General features: G+C 37.2%; 20 protein-coding genes. 1 reads left to right on the top strand and 19 read right to left on the bottom strand.

Annotated elements, in window-relative coordinates; all coding sequences use genetic code 11:
• Positions 1 to 29: 29 nt before the first annotated feature.
• The 18 genes from QA539_RS02360 to QA539_RS02275 form a co-directional block, all read right to left on the bottom strand.
• Positions 30 to 1937, bottom strand: coding sequence for a hypothetical protein (locus QA539_RS02360; protein WP_419895373.1), 1908 nt, complete (start codon positions 1935 to 1937; stop codon positions 30 to 32).
• Positions 1909 to 2814: an ABC transporter ATP-binding protein gene (locus QA539_RS02355; protein WP_086038146.1), complete on the bottom strand. Its 906-nt coding sequence runs from the start codon at positions 2812 to 2814 to the stop codon at positions 1909 to 1911. Before QA539_RS02355 ends, QA539_RS02360 begins: the two co-directional genes overlap by 29 nt.
• Complete coding sequence (locus QA539_RS02350; protein ID WP_086038145.1) at positions 2795 to 3181, bottom strand: GntR family transcriptional regulator; 387 nt, start codon at positions 3179 to 3181, stop codon at positions 2795 to 2797. Before QA539_RS02350 ends, QA539_RS02355 begins: the two co-directional genes overlap by 20 nt.
• 118 nt (positions 3182 to 3299) lie before the next feature.
• Entirely contained in the window at positions 3300 to 4079 is a 780-nt protein-coding gene (locus tag QA539_RS02345; protein ID WP_419895372.1) for an SDR family NAD(P)-dependent oxidoreductase, read from the bottom strand.
• A 76-nt stretch (positions 4080 to 4155) separates the two neighbouring features.
• Positions 4156 to 4563: a VOC family protein gene (locus QA539_RS02340; RefSeq protein ID WP_219493927.1), complete on the bottom strand. Its 408-nt coding sequence runs from the start codon at positions 4561 to 4563 to the stop codon at positions 4156 to 4158.
• Complete coding sequence (locus QA539_RS02335) at positions 4563 to 5048, bottom strand: cupin domain-containing protein (RefSeq protein ID WP_419895371.1); 486 nt, start codon at positions 5046 to 5048, stop codon at positions 4563 to 4565. Before QA539_RS02335 ends, QA539_RS02340 begins: the two co-directional genes overlap by 1 nt.
• Before the next feature lie 44 nt (positions 5049 to 5092).
• Positions 5093 to 5806: a YebC/PmpR family DNA-binding transcriptional regulator gene (locus QA539_RS02330; RefSeq protein WP_086038139.1), complete on the bottom strand. Its 714-nt coding sequence runs from the start codon at positions 5804 to 5806 to the stop codon at positions 5093 to 5095.
• Positions 5807 to 5891: 85 nt separating this feature from the next.
• Positions 5892 to 6527, bottom strand: coding sequence for a Bax inhibitor-1/YccA family protein (locus QA539_RS02325; RefSeq protein ID WP_012656316.1), 636 nt, complete (start codon positions 6525 to 6527; stop codon positions 5892 to 5894).
• 70 nt (positions 6528 to 6597) lie between these two features.
• Complete coding sequence (locus tag QA539_RS02320; RefSeq protein ID WP_219493920.1) at positions 6598 to 7965, bottom strand: gluconate:H+ symporter; 1368 nt, start codon at positions 7963 to 7965, stop codon at positions 6598 to 6600.
• Entirely contained in the window at positions 7965 to 9509 is a 1545-nt protein-coding gene (gene gntK, locus QA539_RS02315) for a gluconokinase (RefSeq protein ID WP_419895370.1), read from the bottom strand. The genes QA539_RS02320 and gntK overlap by 1 nt, the downstream gene beginning before the upstream one ends.
• Positions 9509 to 10198, bottom strand: coding sequence for a GntR family transcriptional regulator (locus QA539_RS02310; protein WP_419895369.1), 690 nt, complete (start codon positions 10196 to 10198; stop codon positions 9509 to 9511). Before QA539_RS02310 ends, gntK begins: the two co-directional genes overlap by 1 nt.
• A gap of 125 nt (positions 10199 to 10323) precedes the next feature.
• Complete coding sequence (locus QA539_RS02305; protein ID WP_219493914.1) at positions 10324 to 10854, bottom strand: alpha/beta fold hydrolase; 531 nt, start codon at positions 10852 to 10854, stop codon at positions 10324 to 10326.
• A gap of 64 nt (positions 10855 to 10918) precedes the next feature.
• Positions 10919 to 11929 carry an inorganic phosphate transporter gene (locus QA539_RS02300; RefSeq protein WP_219493912.1) on the bottom strand — a complete coding sequence of 337 codons (1011 nt, stop codon included), beginning with the start codon at positions 11927 to 11929 and terminating at the stop codon, positions 10919 to 10921.
• Positions 11930 to 11940: 11 nt separating this feature from the next.
• Positions 11941 to 12558 carry a DUF47 domain-containing protein gene (locus QA539_RS02295; protein WP_219493910.1) on the bottom strand — a complete coding sequence of 206 codons (618 nt, stop codon included), beginning with the start codon at positions 12556 to 12558 and terminating at the stop codon, positions 11941 to 11943.
• A gap of 217 nt (positions 12559 to 12775) precedes the next feature.
• Entirely contained in the window at positions 12776 to 13690 is a 915-nt protein-coding gene (locus QA539_RS02290; protein ID WP_283727166.1) for an NAD-dependent epimerase/dehydratase family protein, read from the bottom strand.
• A gap of 15 nt (positions 13691 to 13705) precedes the next feature.
• A complete protein-coding gene (locus tag QA539_RS02285) occupies positions 13706 to 14716 on the bottom strand; it encodes an alpha/beta hydrolase (RefSeq protein WP_419895368.1) in 1011 nt (336 codons plus the stop codon).
• Between the two features lie 76 nt (positions 14717 to 14792).
• Positions 14793 to 15893: a YkvI family membrane protein gene (locus QA539_RS02280; RefSeq protein ID WP_219493904.1), complete on the bottom strand. Its 1101-nt coding sequence runs from the start codon at positions 15891 to 15893 to the stop codon at positions 14793 to 14795.
• A gap of 91 nt (positions 15894 to 15984) precedes the next feature.
• Positions 15985 to 17421, bottom strand: a complete 1437-nt coding sequence (locus QA539_RS02275; RefSeq protein WP_283722520.1) for a DHA2 family efflux MFS transporter permease subunit — start codon at positions 17419 to 17421, stop codon at positions 15985 to 15987.
• 164 nt (positions 17422 to 17585) lie between these two features.
• Between QA539_RS02275 and QA539_RS02270 the strand changes: the two genes are divergently transcribed.
• Positions 17586 to 17957: a hypothetical protein gene (locus QA539_RS02270; RefSeq protein ID WP_419895367.1), complete on the top strand. Its 372-nt coding sequence runs from the start codon at positions 17586 to 17588 to the stop codon at positions 17955 to 17957.
• Between the two features lie 24 nt (positions 17958 to 17981).
• On the opposite strand, the gene QA539_RS02265 is transcribed toward QA539_RS02270, so the two are convergent.
• Positions 17982 to 18479 carry a hypothetical protein gene (locus QA539_RS02265; protein ID WP_419895585.1) on the bottom strand — a complete coding sequence of 166 codons (498 nt, stop codon included), beginning with the start codon at positions 18477 to 18479 and terminating at the stop codon, positions 17982 to 17984.
• Positions 18480 to 18494: the final 15 nt, after the last annotated feature.

The raw sequence follows: 18494 nt of genomic DNA, 5'->3' as shown, positions 1-18494 counted from the left end.
ATTATAACAAAAAGCAGGGAGTTCCCTGCTTATTTTATAAATATAAATGATTTTTCCGGGCTATCAATAACGAAGATTCGTTGCCCTTTTGAATCAATCTGCTGTGCGTTTACCATGCGTTTAAATTCTTTTCTGTCTATTTTTTTCGCACCTTTTACTTCATTTATCGTTTCAATATTTCTGACATGTTCAAAAGATGTTTTTCGTGGAAGTTCATATACGTTGCCATCTTTTAGTACATCACTCGGCTCAGAGATGATTTCCTCATCAATTAGAAATTGTATTAACTTCGTATCGTATATCGAAATCGGAACGTCATAACTTCCAGACTCGGTAACCATTCCATTCGATTTAACATGTTCATAATCGAAAGTAATACTATACTTTGTTTTTCCTGCTTCAAGATTTGAATTAAAACTTCTTTCTTTAATACTTGTTTCCAGAACTTTTATAAGCTTTTCTTTTTGTTTGTTATTCATGCTGTCACCCGTAAATGAATCGTTATTCACTTCATGGGTAATAGAAATTTGATCTTTTTTATGCTTACTAAGATCAAGTGCAGTGACTAGCGCTTTCATATTGTCTTCTGTATTGACACGCTTAATGTAGTTATCATAATCTTTTTCAAAGACTTCATAATTTCTATCAACTACTCGACCATTATTCATAATATACTGAATATGTATCGTACGGACTGCTACATCATTGTTATATACACCTTTTTTTGCGTTCTTTAATTGTTTATGCGCATCGACAACACTATCAATAAATGCTTGATTGCTTACTTTCGTATCGTTCAGCAAACTTTGATTCATGTATATTTGATTAGCATCTTCAAAAGTTGTTGCGACAGATGAGATTTCTTTTTTATCAGGTATAAATTGTTCACGCATATATCCTGAAATAAAAACTAATATCAACGCAGCAGCTACAATCGCGAACGAAGTGATATAAAGTCGCTTATCGAAAGTGATTCGAGCAGACTTTTGTGAAATCATTTCCATTAGTATGAACGCAACTGTAAATGCGATTGCATAGATGATGAGTGATATAATCTTCATCTCACTAAATAATGAGCTGAATATCAATCCTCCTAGCATGGTCGCTATAAACAGCATAATAAAATAAATAATCAAATAGATAAACTGATTCGCATAAGGTTCATTGATGCGCTCATTCTTACGTCGCATATATGCATAATAAGAAAGTGCAATCATGACGATTGATATTACAAACACCACGATCAAATAGACAAAGTGATAGCGATCTGCAATCACGAATTCCATAAATTTTACAGGTATCGTAATATCATTAAGCAGCACAGTAGGATATTCCGAAAGACCTTTGAATAATACCATATGCGTTGTATAGATTAGTGTTCCCATAATTACCGGGGAAATAAGCAGTGCTATCGTCCCAACAGTATGACTTAAGTAATTATTTATCAATAAGCCTAACAATACAGTTAAACTAAAGATAAACAGATGAATGAGTAAACTTAACAGCACCCATATCAGCACTTTCTCAATATTTATGCCATTAAATTTAATCCCGAATATTAATGTGATAACACCGTTTATCAATAAATTGAGGAGCACATGCGTAAAATATGTTAGGTAAACTGTATTTAAAATACGATAACGTTTTATCGGCAGACTATGAATAAAGTCAGATGCACCTTGCCCTTTAAAGAAATAGGTAATAAAAATACCGCTTAATCCTGCATAAATCATTGCGCCAAAGAAATATAGCCCTGCTGTATTTAATGAGCCGATAATATACTTACTAATATTATTCGTACCTTCAACATCCATCATAAAATAGGAGAACGGCACTAAAATAAATGTACAGATGATATTAATTACCGTCAAAAACATGATATTGCGTGATAAGTTTCTGAACAGCGCTTTATTCCACAATGATGTTTTCAATTGCATAACCGTAACCTCCCAATTCATATGTAAAGATTTCTTCTAATGTGAGCGGTAATATATCATAGAGCAGTGGATCTGCTGTTGTAATATATTCTTCTACTCTGTCTAGGTTGTCTTTTACGATACAAGTAACTACACGTCCTTTAGTCACTTTCTCGATAACATTCATCCCTTTATAGAATGATTCATCAGGTAATGTGCTGAAAGCCATCTGTATTTTAGCTACATTTCCTTTTAAGTCATCAAGGTCACGTGTCATCAATACGCGTCCTTCATGCATCAAAGTTACCGCATCACAGAAATCTTCCATTTCTCTTAAATTATGGCTAGACACGAACAAAGCCATGTCATGATTAGTAACATCCTGAATCAAGATGTTCTTGATTGTATGTCTGACAATCGGGTCTAATCCATCAAACGGTTCATCCAGCAGCATAACTTTAGGACGTGCTGCAATCGCTAGTATAAATGCACATTGACGCTGCATACCTTTTGATAACTTTGCAATCTTCTTAGATGGATTCATATTAAGCACTTTTACAAGCTGTTTGTATCGTTCTTCACTGAAATCGGGAAACATCATTTTATAGAACTCAGACATCTCATCCAGACTCGCATGTCCAAAGAAATAAGGAATATCAGAGATAAAGATCATATGCGCCTTATAATGGATGTCTTCGAATATATCCATATCATTTACTGTAATCTGTCCAGTATCACTTTTATAGATACCTGCAATTAGCTTGAGCAATGTTGTCTTACCTGCCCCATTACTTCCAAGTAACCCTTGAATTGAACCTTGCTTTATTATTAAGTCAACTTCATCCACCGCTTTGAACTTTCCAAATGACTTGCTGACCTTATTCAGTTTGATTGTCATCGTGCTCACCCCTCATGTTTTCAATTGCTGCTATAATCTCTTCTTTCGTCAGACCTAGAAATAGTAATTCCTGCACTGTTTTATGCAATGTCTCTGTTAACATGTTGATGCGCTCCTTATTCATCTCATTTTGAATGGTGTTTACAAAGCTTCCTTTACCTGGGACTGAATAGGTGTAACCTAGATGTTCTAGTTCACGGTATGCCTTTTGAATAGTGTTCGGATTAATGGTTAACTCTTGCGCAAGCTGTCTCACGGACGGCAGCTTTTCATCCGGTAGCAGAACGCCATTCATAATTTGAAGCTTAAATCCATTGATAAGCTGCTCATATATCGGAATACGACTCCTATTGTCGATTGATATCATAAAACCTCTCCGTTCTACTGTATTAACTGTACTATATAATATAATACACTTAATACAGCATTCGTCAACCTTTTGACAAAAAAAAATAGCATCAGGAAATATCCCGATGCTATCTTCATTAAAGACTTGGTGATTTACCACCATCGATATTTACAGCAGTACCCGTAACATAACTTGCTGCATCACTTACTAAGAATGAAATGACATTCGCCGCTTCTCTAGTATCACCAATCCGACCAATCGGAATTTCAAACTTAGGATCTCTTGCATATTCTTCCCAAGGCTTTTCAGGTGCTTCCTCCTGCCAGCGTTTTTCAATCTGACCACTGCGAATCAGACCGATACATACAGCGTTCACACGAATATTATACTGTGCAAGATCCTTACTTAATGTCTTCGTCAATGCAAGTCCTGCTGCACGCGTGACAGAGGTTGGTGTTGTATCGGCTGGAGGGTTTTTGCCAGCAATGGCTGTAAGGTTGACTATGGCGCCCCCATTCTTCTTAAGTTCTGGTAATGCTGCATGTAACATATGAAGCGCACCGAATAGTTTGAGGTCAAGATCATCCTGCCAGTCATCCAGCGAAACATCTTCGAAATTTTTAGCAAACGCACTTCCTGCATTATTGATGAGTATATCAAGCTTTCCATACGTATCGATTGCTTTTTGAACAAATTGTTTACAGTCCGTTTCCTTCGTAACATCACATACTTGATAAGATACTTCTTGACCTGTTTGCTCCCTAATTTCCTTTGCAACATCAATCAGTTCGTCTTCATGACGGGAAGCAATCACTACATGAGCACCTTCTGCAGCTAATACCGTCGCAGTTTCCTTACCGATACCTTTACTTGAACCTGTAATTATAGCTACTTTACCCTTTAAACCTAAATCCATATCCTCAGCTCCTTTCTCTCATCATAACAAATATTAAAGTAAGTATAAAAAAATGCACCTTATCAATAAGGTGCTATCATCCAATGGATAGGTTTAATTGCCAGTTGATACCAAACTGATCAGCTACCCATGCAAACTTCTCTGACACTGGATGCATCGGCGCAAGTTCCATCAGCACTTGTCCATCCTCCTTTAACTGATCATATAAGAATTCAATCTCTTCAGCAGATTCGCATTCAACCGCAAAACTTAGCGCCGGCGTAAAAGGAATATCTGTACCATTCGCGTTGTCAATTGCCATAAACTGTTCGTTATGAATTGTAAACACTGCATGATTCACCGTCCCGGGTGCACCTGGTCCTTGTTCATCATACTTAATCATAGAAATGATCTCACTATTACGAAATACAGCGGTATAAAATTCAATTGCCGCTTCTGCTTTTCCATTAAACATCATAAATGGCGTAATTTTTTTGTTTTTCATTATACATTCCCCTTGTGCTTTAATGCATATTTTTCGATAATCGTTTGGTGTCTCGGGTACCACTCTATCAGTTCATCTTGCGTAAACAGTTCAAAGCCCTCGAATGTAAATCCTGGTGCGACCATACAGCCAACGAGACTCCATCTATCTTCTCCTTCAACTGTAGATGCAAATATCGTGTTCTTTGGTACTAGATATTGTGGCACTTCACCTTTTTTCACATCGAGCCCAAGTTTAACAGACTGATAACTCCCATCAGGATGAATCATATGAATCGTCAGTGAATCACCTGCATGGAAATACCACAGTTCATCCGACTGTATACGATGAAAGTGTGAAATATTTCCTGACTCTAGCAAGAAATAGATGCTTGTATATAGTCTTTTATCATCTATCTTAAGTTCAGATTGATATGTCTCATAGTAATAGCCCCCTTCTGGATGTGGTTGTAATTGCAATGTCTCTATAAAATCCTGTTTATTCATAATTCCTCCTAAAAAAGCACTGAAATCGCTTCAGTGCTTACAAATTATACATTTACATTATGGTGTACAGTCTGTACGTCTTCTAAATCTTCAATCGCGTCTACTAACTTTTCAAATACTTCTAAGTCCGAATCGGATAAGTCTAATTCAGTCTGAGGGACCATTGAAAGTTCGGCTATAGTAAATTCTTCAATCCCTGCTTCTTTCAATGTGTTCTGTACTGCTGCAAATTGATCAGGTTCTGCATAGACAATAACGTGCCCGTCCTCTTCTATTACATCGCGTACATCAATATCTGCTTCCATCAGAATTTCCAGCGTTTCATCTGCACTCTTACCATCAAATCCAAACACTGCAGTATTATCAAACATATAACTTACTGAACCGGATACCCCCATATTCCCCCCGTTCTTACCAAACGCCGCACGAACGTCACTCGCTGTACGGTTAACGTTATTTGTAAGGGCGTCTACGATTAACATCGAACCACCAGGACCAAATCCCTCATAGCGTAGTTCATCGTAGTTCTCTTCTGCACCGCCTTTAGCTTTCTCGATAGCACGATCAATAATATGTTTCGGTACAGAGTATGTTTTCGCACGTTCAAGAACGAATTTCAAGTTTTGGTTCGATTCAGGATCTGGCTCTCCAGACTTTGCTGCGACATAGATTTCACGACCGAATTTCGCATAGATTCTACTTGTATCCTTGTCCTTTGCAGCTTTCTTATCTTTAATGTTGTTCCATTTACGACCCATAATATACACTTCTCTTTCAATAATTTATGTCATTATTATACACATTAATCCTTCATTACACAAAAAAGATTAAAGGCGCATGCCTTTAATCTTTTAAAATACTTGCTAATCGTAAAATATCTAAAATGATATTCAATAGGTTGATAAATAAGCTAAATCCCATCTCCTGTGGTGAGAAGTTTCCTTGTTTTAAACGGTTAAAGTCATATACTGTATACAAGAAGAAGATTGCAAGTCCTGCAATTGTAATCACCATCTGGAACATTGGAATTTGAATGAATATGCCTAAGAAACTTGCAAATACTAATGCGATTAATGCTGGGAATAATAGACGCCCTAAGTTAGATGCATCTCCTACTACAAAGTATCCAACTAAACCAAAGGCTAAGAATGCCCCTACAGCAAGTGCAACGTTTTGATAGAATGCAGCTTCACCTAACGTTGACATGTAGTACATAAATGTACCGTAACTTACAATCCCCATCCCAAACGCCATTAAGTTAGAAATTAAGAATCCAAACTTACGTGAAGCACGCACGAATAACGATAACATTACAAGTGCAAAAATTGCCATAGAAACCGTAAATCTTAATCCCGCTGGCACAAATTGTCCTAAATATGTTCCTACCGCAAAGATAATCCAGTAATACATAAAGAATAAAAACGTTTGACGATACGCTGATGCGCGTGTCACAGGTTGTGCATTATAATAATTGTTCATATAATCCCTCATTTAATTAGTGTTATATAATGATTATACAGTTTACAACTTACATTTACGAGCGATTTGATTATACAAACAGGCTGAAAATCATAATAAAGACGAGACCACTCACAGATATGATCGTCTCTAGAAGCGTCCATGTCAGCACTGTCTCTTTAATGGATAACCCGAAATATTCTTTAAACATCCAGAATCCTGCATCATTCACATGTGATGCGATGACACTCCCGGCACCTGTTGCAAGAACAACCAATGCTAAATTCACATCAGACGCTTCAAGCAACGGAATAACGATACCTGTCGTAGAAATCGCAGCAACTGTCGCAGATCCTAATGCAATTCTAAGTACTGCTGCAACAAGCCAAGCTAACAGAATCGGTGAAAAGTCTGAATGCGTAAATAATGTTTCGACATGCTTACCTACGCCACCATCAATCAATACCTGTTTAAATGCGCCACCTGCACCGATTATCAGAATCATCATCCCAATTGGATAGATTGCATCTGTAACCGACTGCATCACATCTTTCATCTTGCGCCCTCTAGAGAGACCCATTGTGATTACAGCAATCAATATTGAAATCAGCATGGCAGTAGATGCATCACCAATTAGGTAAATGGCCTTGATCAATCCATTTACATTTATTCCTTGTGCTTCTACCATTAATTTAACAATTGTGGAAATCAGCATTAATAATACAGGAAATAATGCTGTAAGTGTACTAATGAAAAATCCTGGTGTTTCCTCAATTTTGAAATTCACGTTTTTACCTAAAGACGAGATGTCTCCTTCACGTGTGAATGCTGTCGGCGTAATTTTCTTTGCAAACTTTGTAAATAACGGGCCTGCAATGATTGCTACAGGAATCGCAATGATAAAGCCATATATTAATACTTCACCAAGGTTTGCGTCATATTCTTTTGCAATCATGACCGGTCCAGGATGTGGCGGTAAGAAACCATGCGTTACAGAAAGTGCTGCAGCCATAGGAATACCTAAATAAAGTGCGGGTAGTTTCGTTTCTTTCGCAATGGTATACACAATCGGAATCAGTAATACAAGACCGACTTCAAAGAATAGTGCAATCCCTATAATGAAGGATGCCACAACAACAGCCCACTGAATATGTTTTAGTCCAAATTTATCGATGAGCGTATGTGCAATTCTCGTTGCTCCCCCACCATCAGCAAGCAACTTCCCAAGCATCGCACCTAAACCAAAGATGAGCGCAATATGTCCAAGTGTCCCACCCATTCCTGCTTCAATCGTAGCGACGACTTTATCTAAAGGAATCCCTAGCATAAGTGCCGTTAAAAAAGCGACGATGATTAATGATATAAACGTATTAAGTTTGAGTCCCATAATTAAGACCAGTAGAATAATAATAGCTATAGCGACTGTAAATAACGGCCATTGTTGTACGATAAAATCCATTATACTTCCCTCTTTTCATATTTTCTTTGAAACGCAGCAATGTCATCATATGTTTCCATCAATTGTTGTGTCATCTTAATATAAATCGGTAATACCTCGCGATAGATGTATACGTTTTGCTGAATCGGTTGATGTGGCTTTGTTGCACCAACCATAGCACTGACATGGTCAAAGTTATCTTTTTCTCCAATTGCAATTTGACCGAGAATAAAAGCACCAAGACAAGAACTTTCGATACTCTCCGGTACAATCACTTCATGTTCAAAAATATCGGACATCATCTGTCGCCATAGTGCACTTTTTGCAAATCCTCCTGTTGCCTTTAATGTCTTTACTTCTTCATCCATCAACACGGAAAGCGCAATATAAACCGTATAGAGATTAAAGATGACACCTTCAAGTGCCGCACGAATCATATGCTCTTTTTTATGCGAGAGGGTTAATCCAAAGAATGAGCCACGCACATTTGCATTCCAATGTGGCGCACGTTCTCCTGCAAGAAAAGGATGAAAGATCAAGCCATTACTCGCTGGTGGCACGCGTTCAGCAATCTTAGTCAATACTTCATAGCTATCGACACCGAGACGCTTTGCTGTCTCAATCTCACTTGAAGCAAATTCATCACGTATCCAGCGCAAGACGACACCACCATTATTCACAGGACCGCCAATGACCCATTTGTCCTTTGTCAAAGCATAGCAGAACAATCTCCCCTGACTATCTGTTTTCGGTTGATCAATTACTGTGCGAATCGCTCCACTTGTGCCAATAGTTACTGCAACTTCTCCAGGCTTAAATGCATCTACACCGAGATTACTAAGTACACCGTCACTCGCACCGATAACAAATGGTGTGTTGACATCAATATTCATGATATCCGCATATTGCTTATCTATTCCTGTTAACAGTGTCGTCGTATCTACAGCTTCAGATAACTGACTTTTGTCTATTTCTAAAAGCTTGAGCACAGCATCATCATAATCAAGCTGGCGAATATTAAATATACCCGTGGCACTTAATATTGAATAATCTTCGATATATCTCTTAAAGAGTTGATAGAACACATAACCTTTTATTCCAATAAACTTTTTAGTCGACTGATAAAGCTTGGTTTCCGTTTCTTTCAGCCATAACATTTTGGTCAACGGACTCATCGGGTGAATCGGTGTCCCTGTACGGTGGTAGATAGCAAGACCATCATGTTCACGATTCAGCTTTTCTGCATACTGATAACTCCGATTATCTGCCCACGTAATACTATTAGTAAGTGGTTTATTATGTTCATCCATCAAGATCAAACTATGCATTGCACTAGAAAAGCTAATAAAATCAATCTCATTTTTAGCGGCTTCTGCTTTTTTCACAACCATACGGATGGTTTCTAAAACCGCTTCAAAGATGTCATTCGGATGTTGCTCCGCTGTATCTGTAGTAGGTGTTAATAATGGATACTCCACATGATGTACACCCACTATCTCACCTTGATTTTTATAGATTACCGCTTTAGTACTCGTCGTACCGATATCTACACCTATTTTAAACATTAATTTTCCTCCTTCGTTTGAGAATAGAATAAATCATCTATTTCTTCATGAACATCATCAAAATTCATATGAAGTACTTTTTTATAACCTTTTCTATCTCTTTGTTCAACAGTCGTGATATATTCATGATGATTCTTAAAGATGCGTTCAAAATCACCTTTATTAAACTTCATTCTTTCCTCCATCGAAATTAGGTTCAGTATCAGCATTGTCGGTTTAATGCTCATCCATAACTTTTCTAATTGCTTATGGTGAATACTTTCGATCATCGTCTGATGGAAAAGAATATCCTGCATAGCAAACTCCGCAGCATCATTAAATTTAACCGCTACTTTCATCATTTCAAGTTTCTTATGGAGTTCCAGTACGACTTTAGATATATCCTTTTTTCTGATCTTTTCAAAACTAAAGCTTTCAATCATCAGTCTCATGTCATAAAGTTCTTTTATATCATTTTCTGATAAAGCCATTATCACTGCACCCATCCGTTCTAAACGAATCAATTTATCATTAGATAAAATTTTTACCGCATCTCTTACGGGTGAACGACTCATCTTGTACATCTGAGCTAATGTATTCTCTGAAAGCTTCTCTCCATCCTTAATCTGCTTAGAAATAATCTTATACCTCAAATCTAATGCTATCTGCTCTCCTGTTGAAAGTTGATCCATCCATTGTTTAGGTATCATGGTTTACCTCCGCCTACTTGTATACAAGTATGGTAATATAAAATTAACAAACTGTAAACGCTTTCGTTTGAAATAAAAAATAAAGATAAATAAAGCTAGCACTTTATTTATCTTTATTCCTCTAATTAAAGTAATTGATTCAATTCATCTATACCATCATGAAATTCGTGCTGCCCGAATTGTTTTGTAATGATATTCATTTGTGGAAATTGTTGTTGCCAGCACATTTGGTGTTTGATGTCTACACGATCATCATCAACAGACTGAATGTGCGTAATGGGTACATCGATATAGTCCTCTGCATCTTCTCTTAACTTATTCTGCTCATCGCTAAACTTGTCATCGCAGCCAAACAAAGGGGACCCGATAAGAATCACTTGTTTAATTTTTTGTGTCACTTGATTTTCAGTTAAGTACTTCATAATTACAGTGCCACCGAACGAGTGCCCAATTAAGGTGACAGGTTCATGATCATCAATTTCATTCAAACTTTCAATGAATGGTTCCACCCATAATTCATAGACCTGTCCCTTGTCTCTTGGATAGCGGTGCTTATGCCACACGTACTCACCTTGCGGAATCGTTCTCAGCAAAGGATTACTACCACTCTCTTTTGTTTGTTCACTTGCACTATGTACAAATACTATATGTTCCATCCTTATCCCTCCTAAAAAAATTCGGATAAACTGTTAACAGTTTACCCGAATATGTATGATTTAATTAAAAAATATGTGTAATGAAGTTAACAACAAAATAGATAATCGCTGCAATGATGGCTGAAATCGGCAATGTAATCACCCATGTAATAATCATACGCTGTGCTGTCGTCCACTTCACGCCTTTAACACGGTGACTTGATCCCACACCTAGAATTGAAGAGGATACAACGTGCGTTGTGGATACAGGTAGATGAAAATGTGTTGCTCCAAAGATGATAAATGCAGATGATAAGTCTGCTGCAACACCGTTGGCTGGACGAATCTTCATGATATTACCACCAACTGTTTTAATAATCTTCCATCCTCCTACTGCTGTACCTAATCCCATCGCTGCTGCACATGAAAGCTGTACCCATGTCTGAGGTTCAGTACTTCCGGTCTGCATCCCGGCTGAGATTAATGCCATCGTAATAATACCCATCGCTTTTTGCGCATCATTAGACCCGTGTGCAAAAGCTTGCGCTGCTGCTGTGAAAATCTGCAGGAATCTGAAATTACGATTTGTTTTCGTTAAGTTTGCATTCTTAAATACTGTTTTAATAATTGTATACATGATATAACCAACGATAAATGCAAGTAATGGTGAAATCAATAACCCTACAATAATCTTCGTAAATCCTGCATATTCCAGAATTCCAAAACCACCTGATGCAATTGCAGCGCCTGCAATTGATCCAATCAATGTATGTGACGACGAACTCGGAATCCCAAAATACCATGTGATTAAGTTCCATGTAATCGCACTGATTAATGCCGCAAGGATGACCACTTGACCGTTTTGTAACGTAAATGGGTCTACAATATCTTTCGTAACCGTCTTCGCTACCCCATGAAAAAGAATTGCTCCTACAAAGTTCAGTACAGCTGCCATCAATATCGCATGACGAGGCTTCAAAGCTTTCGTTGAGACTGCAGTTGCAATTGCATTCGCCGTATCGTGAAAACCATTGATAAAATCAAAAGCTAACGCGAAGAACACAATCGCAAATGTAAAAATAATAATCGGTTCCATAAAAATGCTCCTTAACTATTCTTCATAATGATAGATTCAAGTATATTCGCAACTGCCTGGCATTTATCAGCAATATCCTCTAAAGACTGATAAATATCTTTTACTTTCATCACAGTTAACGGATCCGTTTCTACAGATAAGATATGTTTAATTGACTGTCTTAAAATACCGTCACAGTTTGTTTCATGTTCCTTAATATTAATCGAATGTACGCGCACATGGGATAACTTCTTCTCAGCAACGAGCGTCACTGCAATCTTAATTTCTTTTGCGCATCCTTGAATGTTCTGAACAAATTCAGCCATATACTCATCTGAGTATTCAATTGAATACATTTCAAACATTGCTGATGTTTCTTCCATAGCATCCATAACATCATCAATTGCATTTGAAAGAGCAAGAATATCTTCACGTTCAATCGGTGTGATGAATGTTTGATTTAAATCTGAAATCATTTGGTGCATCAGTTCATCACCATTTGTTTCATAGGCTTTAATTGTATCCGCATATTTCTTTAAATCAAACGCATTGTGAAATGTCATGTCACCAAATGCTACAGCAGCACGATCTAGATTCTCTGCCATCGCTTCTAATTGAACCGCAAATTTATCTTTCTTCTTATTAAACATGATATTGCCTCCTAATATTTTCACCATAGTTCTCTACATCGCTATTTTAAAGGAAATTGTTAACTTTTAATAGCGTTTTGTTAAAAATGTATTAAGTCTGTAAAGTAAGCGTATGCAAACCGTTGATATAATAAACCTTCTTTACATTCTTTACAAAAATGTAATATAAAAATGTAAATGAACCTCCAAAAAAACGACTGTATTATACAGCCGTTTGTTACTTTGTATACTGTTTTTCTATACCATTTGCTTTATCTTCCTGAAAGCGAGCAATACGCATCTCAACATCAAAGATTTTCATTGAAAGATGATACACCGGTAATTGTATCAATATATAGATGAGCCATGGTATCGTAGGTTCGTAATCATGAAGTGCAATGATAAGGGTGTCAGTGTGCTTCAATCTTCTAAACTCCATACGTGCACGACTTGTTAGTGTATTTTTGTATAATGCACCGTCTGTTATCTTATAAACCATTCTGTTTTCATCACTTTTTCCTTCATCCTCAGATAACGTAAGTACATGCTTGCCCGCTGCATAAATCGTATATACATTATCTTGACGTTTTACGTTAATAATATTAAAGGCCATATCACTCAACCAATTAAAATAATGATGACTCAAGTCAGCTACCGACCAGTTTGACGGCATCAACGTACGTTGAATACTTCTCACATCATTGATTTCTGAATTCTGTGTTTGTGCAACAACACCTTTACGTTTAACTGATGTGACTGAGGCATGAACCGGTGTTTTGTAGCTACGCAGAATATTCAATGTTTCCTGATCTTCTGTTGTACCAGATACATAGAAAATTGCTTTCAATTGTGCAATCTCTGCAGCACGTGCAAAATTATCTGCACTGATAGCATTGATATCACGAAACTTTGTATCGTTCATTCTGCTGGAACGTTTATTGGGATCAATAAAGTATATTCCAAAATCTACGTGGGCCATCGCATCAATACAGTCATTCAAAGAGAACATATCGCCAGTAAGCCAGGTGACGCCTTCTAATGGTTCGCTCGGGTATTTACTCATCGCATAAATATCATACTGTGCTGCCAATTGACTTGATATATATTTACCAATATATCCTGTTGCGCCTGTGAGTAATACTTTATCTTTCAAGGTGCATTCCTCCTGCTATTTCGTTTTCGTTGTAAGCGGTTCTTCTTCTAACGTATTGTACAATGCTTGATCAGTAAACGTGCTCAGAAACTTAATCACTTTATCATATGTTATTTGAGATTCCTTTAGATTCATATGAAATTGATATTGATGTCTTAATCGATGTGAGCCATCAAAAAATGAGGTCGAATTCGGTACTTTATTTTCTTGCAACACTTTGACCAGTTCTATTGCCTGACTTTCAAATGGGTCTGCATCTCCTACTGTCAGAAATGTTGGAGGGTACTTTCCTGTTACTTGCTGCGTAATAGACATCTGATCAATCTGTTTAAACTCGCGCTCCCAATATTTTTCTCCAGTATAGCTTTCCATAAAATCTTCAATTCGTGGAAATTTTGTTGCTCTTACCGTATCCATATCATATAATCCACCAAATAATATTACCCCTTTAATATCGTCCGGGGCAAAGACCGCTTCTTCCTGCATTTCTTTTCTTAATAATTCATTCGTTTGAATTGCTGCAAACTGCGCTGCAATTTGTGCTCCTGCTGAATCTCCGCCAATAATAATTTGATTAAAATCAATCGGAAGATGGAATGTATTACGCTTCATAAACTGTGCAGCTTGCTTTTCCTGAATTAAAGGTACGGGATATTTATGGGCAGGTGCAAGCGCATAGTTCATATTTGCAATAATAAAGCCCCGCTCTGCAATACGTGCAAGATAGGCATTTTTATGTTTTTTATCACCTGCGATATATCCCCCGCCATGTGTCCATATAATAAGCGGTAATTTGTCTCCTGATTTAATTTTCTTCGGCATAATAATATCCATTTGTGAGTTTGGTGCATCTTTGCCATATTGGACGTCAGAAATCAGCTTAACATTCATTGCCACACCAAGTTCATCGAATACCGTATCATGATTTAATGCGGGATTTTCTTTTTTATACCATCCAAATATTAATGCAAACGCCATCACAGTTAAAGCAACTAAAATTATAATTAATAAGTATCTTTTCTTCATTGTTATTCCCTTCAATCTACGCTAATTGTAACATTATTATCCGTCGATATAAATAAAAGCCGGGAACACACAACGCTTACGCGATGTGATTTTTCCCTGCCTTTTTACGCTTAATATATTTAAATAACAGTCCTAGGCATAGTAATAACCCTACATAGCCCATTATTGGGTAAACTGTTCCTACAAGCTCTACAAAGCCAACAAAACTTAAAGCATAACCAATAACCATCGATACGATGAGCAATATAATATACTGCTTTGAATAAGGTGTTGTCAGGCGTGCTGTAAACGAATACATTAAACCGACAATCGTATTATACATTACCATCAGCATAATAATGCTTAATGCTATACCAAGCACCGGATGAATCATACGTCCTAACACTAAAGTTGGAATCGCTGAATCTTGAACTAATTCCAGTTCACTCAGTAAGCCAGAGTTTACCATCAATAATAGTACAAGTAATGTAATCCCACCGATAAAGGCACCACGGCCTGCAATATGTTTCTTCGAGGCATCGCTACCAATTGCAGCTAACATACTATAGCCAGTAGCAAATGCTAAGCCACCATAGTTTAAGCCGGAGAACCACCAAAGTGAACTTTCTGGAAGAAACTTCGATTTAAATGGCTGCTTTGAAGGATCGATGTATTTATCTACTTCGCTTAATGGCACATGCCCTTTAAAGAAGAAATAAACTGCAATAATTGTTACAACGACAATCAAGAATGGCGTTACAACTCCAAGTGCTCTGACAATCTTGTTAAAGTCCATCAGCAACGTACCTACTACAGCAATAATCATAAGTAACGAACCTAACCATATCGGTATCCCAAAGCTTTCATGAAACGCACTCCCTGATCCTGCGACCATGATCACCGATATTGCATATAAGAAAAACACTAAAATATAGTCAATGATTTTACCAAATTTTTCACCAAAAAGGTATGTAATCGTTGGTTCATGGCTGTCTACATCTAATCCATAACCAACCTTACTGATCTGACGGCCAAAGAACGTCAACATAATTCCAGAAATAAGTATTGCAAAATAGCTGTAAATACCATAATTCGTGAAAAATTTCAAAACTTCCTGACCTGTTGAAAAGCCGGCACCTACAATAACACCCACGTAAGCTGCACCGATTTTCATTGATTCTATATTACCTTTAGACATCCAACCTCTCCCTTAATATAATAAAAGACGTGCTATGAATATTTCACAACATGTCTTTATTACCCGATATTAAAAGTCATAAACGTTAAATTTAATTTTGTTCTTCAGGCAGTCCGAATGTCTCACCTTCAGGTGCCTTAGAACGTGTAACAAATAATGCCGTAATAAACCCTATGACTGTAAGGGCTATTGCAAACCAATAAGCGTGATGTACACCATACGTCAGTGCTGCTTGAGTCTGTGAATGGGTAGGATTACTTATTCCTTCTAACGCTTGTTGCTGACCATGCGTCATTATACTTACAAAGACCGAAATCCCCATTGCACCCGCAATCGGCTGTATCATGTTACCGATTGCTGTGCCATGTGGATACAAATGCTTTGGTAACTGATTGATTGCATTCGTATGACTTGGCATCATAATCATCGAAATAGATACCATGAGTACCATATAAACAATGATAAATATATATAGTGGTATTCCTGGGTGAATCGTCGAGTAGAATATCATGACGAGCATCAGAACAAACATGCCCGGAATGATCATCTTACGTGGACCAATCTTATCAAATATTCGTCCCATAACTGGACTCATCGCGCCATTTAATAAAGCACCAGGCAACAGTATCATTCCTGCAACTTTGGCACTAAATCCCATCGGCCCTTGTAAGTACATCGGCATCACAATCTCAGAAGCGAACATCGCCATCACAACAACGACAAAGATAAACATCCCTTTACTATAGTTGCTATACTTAAAAACGGACATATCAAGTAGTGGTGATGTCAGATGGTTCTGACGGACAATAAAGATTACCAGGGAAATAAGTCCACTAAGAATCGGTAAGAATACCGCTTTATTGCTAAATCCACCTTCTATATTTCCGACAGAACTAAAGCCATATATAATACCTGCAACACCTATTGTTGATAAGACAACACTGAATATATCGACTTTCGGTTTCGTCACTTCGCCGACATTATCCAGATATTTAAACGCAAATCCGATTGAAAATAAAACGAATGGTACGACCGCAAAAAACAACCATCTCCATCCTAATGTATCAACGATTACACCAGAAAGGGTTGGCCCAATTGCAGGTGCAAACATCATAACAAGGCCGAAATTCCCCATAACTTTTCCACGTTCATGCGGCGGGAATAATAGCAGCATCGCATTCATAATAACAGGTATCAACAATCCTGTACCTGCCGCCTGAATCATCCTACCTGCCAGCAGCATAGGGAAATTGATCGCACACCCTGCTACCAATGTTCCAATAAGGAAGACGGACATCAATCCTATAAATAATTGTCGTGTTGTAAACCACTGAATTATAGTAGCAGATAATGGCATCAGCACCCCCATGATAAGCATAAATCCAGTAGCAAGCCACTGAACAGTCGGTGCATCGACATGAAAGACTGTCATAATCTTTGTCAAGGCGATATTCAGTAAGGTTTCATTTAAAAAAGTAAAGAATGCGCCAATTAAAAATGTAATCATGATTATAGTAGATTTTTTCATATTTCCTCCAAAACAATAGTTGTCTATACATCTTATAGCACGTTTCACGTAAAAACAATATCTCTTGAGATTTATTTTATATGCTTTATGTTATAAAGGATAATTATTTGCATTTCTCAATACTTTATTTCATTATGAAACTAACTTAATAAAAGGAGCTTATTATGGAACTTAACAAACAAATCTTACAGACATTTGTACGCGAAGCACATGTACGTGATTTTGAAAGTCATTCTGAAGAACCTACTGTAATGCATCGAATAGATTATGAAATAAGCCAGGAAGATCCGCATATGTTTGATTTTAAACTTACCTTTATGTTTGGTCATTTCGGCACACAGGTTGATGGAGTCATAGAATCTACATTACTGATTCAAGCTGCTTCCGAAATTAATATATTACAAGAAATTCAAGCAAATGAAACCATGTTCGCACTTCCATTGTACGCAAAAGCATCGGCACTCGTTACAAAGCTATCCGAAGACAGAGGACACTTTCCAATAATCGTTCCAATAGAGATATGGCTTGAACAATAAAAATACGCCTGACATCTAATATGTCTAGGCGTTTTTATAGTGATTAAAGTCTTTAATATCAATAACAACTTGATCTAATTGCTTAGCGGCTTTTTGCATCAATTTTCTCGCGACCTGATTATTCGAATCAATAGATAATATCTGCTGAGCTGTATCAAATGCTTCTCTGTCAGAAAGCACTGGATTCGGTACAGTGTACAAGAAGAGCAACTGTAACAAATTCTTGATTTCTTTAGAATCAGTCATATATACAGCACGTTCAGCATGATAATATGCACTATGAAAAGCCCCATTAACTTCACAAAGCGGATAGACAAGTAACAAGAAAGCTAAGTCATGGAGTTCTACTGTCTCCTCTTTTTTCATCTGTTCTAATATAAATGTATAGTACATCACAGATTCACTTTTATGACATGCACTAATAAATATTTCTTCAAACTCTAGAAAGTCTGTCTGATTCATTATATCTTCAGCAATATGAAAATTTCCGCTAAGTATGGATTCAGCTAAGCGTTCCTGTATATTATGCATTTGATA

The sequence above is a fragment of the Macrococcus psychrotolerans genome (assembly GCF_038095555.1).
Taxonomy (GTDB): domain Bacteria; phylum Bacillota; class Bacilli; order Staphylococcales; family Staphylococcaceae; genus Macrococcoides; species Macrococcoides psychrotolerans.
This window is presented reverse-complemented; position numbering and strand designations above follow the sequence as displayed.

Excerpts from the sequence above, each read along its gene's own strand:
- QA539_RS02280 (WP_219493904.1), bottom strand. The coding sequence starts at position 15,893 with ATGTCTAAAGGTAATATAGAATCAATGAAAATCGGTGCAGCTTACGTG.
- QA539_RS02340 (WP_219493927.1), bottom strand. The coding sequence starts at position 4,563 with ATGAAAAACAAAAAAATTACGCCATTTATGATGTTTAATGGAAAAGCA.
- QA539_RS02360 (WP_419895373.1), bottom strand. The coding sequence starts at position 1,937 with ATGCAATTGAAAACATCATTGTGGAATAAAGCGCTGTTCAGAAACTTA.
- QA539_RS02345 (WP_419895372.1), bottom strand. The coding sequence starts at position 4,079 with ATGGATTTAGGTTTAAAGGGTAAAGTAGCTATAATTACAGGTTCAAGT.
- QA539_RS02300 (WP_219493912.1), bottom strand. The coding sequence starts at position 11,929 with ATGGAACCGATTATTATTTTTACATTTGCGATTGTGTTCTTCGCGTTA.
- QA539_RS02285 (WP_419895368.1), bottom strand. The coding sequence starts at position 14,716 with ATGAAGAAAAGATACTTATTAATTATAATTTTAGTTGCTTTAACTGTG.
- QA539_RS02295 (WP_219493910.1), bottom strand. The coding sequence starts at position 12,558 with ATGTTTAATAAGAAGAAAGATAAATTTGCGGTTCAATTAGAAGCGATG.
- QA539_RS02305 (WP_219493914.1), bottom strand. The coding sequence starts at position 10,854 with ATGGAACATATAGTATTTGTACATAGTGCAAGTGAACAAACAAAAGAG.
- QA539_RS02320 (WP_219493920.1), bottom strand. The coding sequence starts at position 7,965 with ATGGATTTTATCGTACAACAATGGCCGTTATTTACAGTCGCTATAGCT.
- QA539_RS02275 (WP_283722520.1), bottom strand. The coding sequence starts at position 17,421 with ATGAAAAAATCTACTATAATCATGATTACATTTTTAATTGGCGCATTC.
- QA539_RS02270 (WP_419895367.1), top strand. The coding sequence starts at position 17,586 with ATGGAACTTAACAAACAAATCTTACAGACATTTGTACGCGAAGCACAT.
- QA539_RS02350 (WP_086038145.1), bottom strand. The coding sequence starts at position 3,181 with ATGATATCAATCGACAATAGGAGTCGTATTCCGATATATGAGCAGCTT.
- QA539_RS02355 (WP_086038146.1), bottom strand. The coding sequence starts at position 2,814 with ATGACAATCAAACTGAATAAGGTCAGCAAGTCATTTGGAAAGTTCAAA.
- QA539_RS02325 (WP_012656316.1), bottom strand. The coding sequence starts at position 6,527 with ATGAACAATTATTATAATGCACAACCTGTGACACGCGCATCAGCGTAT.
- QA539_RS02310 (WP_419895369.1), bottom strand. The coding sequence starts at position 10,198 with ATGATACCTAAACAATGGATGGATCAACTTTCAACAGGAGAGCAGATA.
- QA539_RS02335 (WP_419895371.1), bottom strand. The coding sequence starts at position 5,048 with ATGAATAAACAGGATTTTATAGAGACATTGCAATTACAACCACATCCA.
- QA539_RS02330 (WP_086038139.1), bottom strand. The coding sequence starts at position 5,806 with ATGGGTCGTAAATGGAACAACATTAAAGATAAGAAAGCTGCAAAGGAC.
- gntK (WP_419895370.1), bottom strand. The coding sequence starts at position 9,509 with ATGTTTAAAATAGGTGTAGATATCGGTACGACGAGTACTAAAGCGGTA.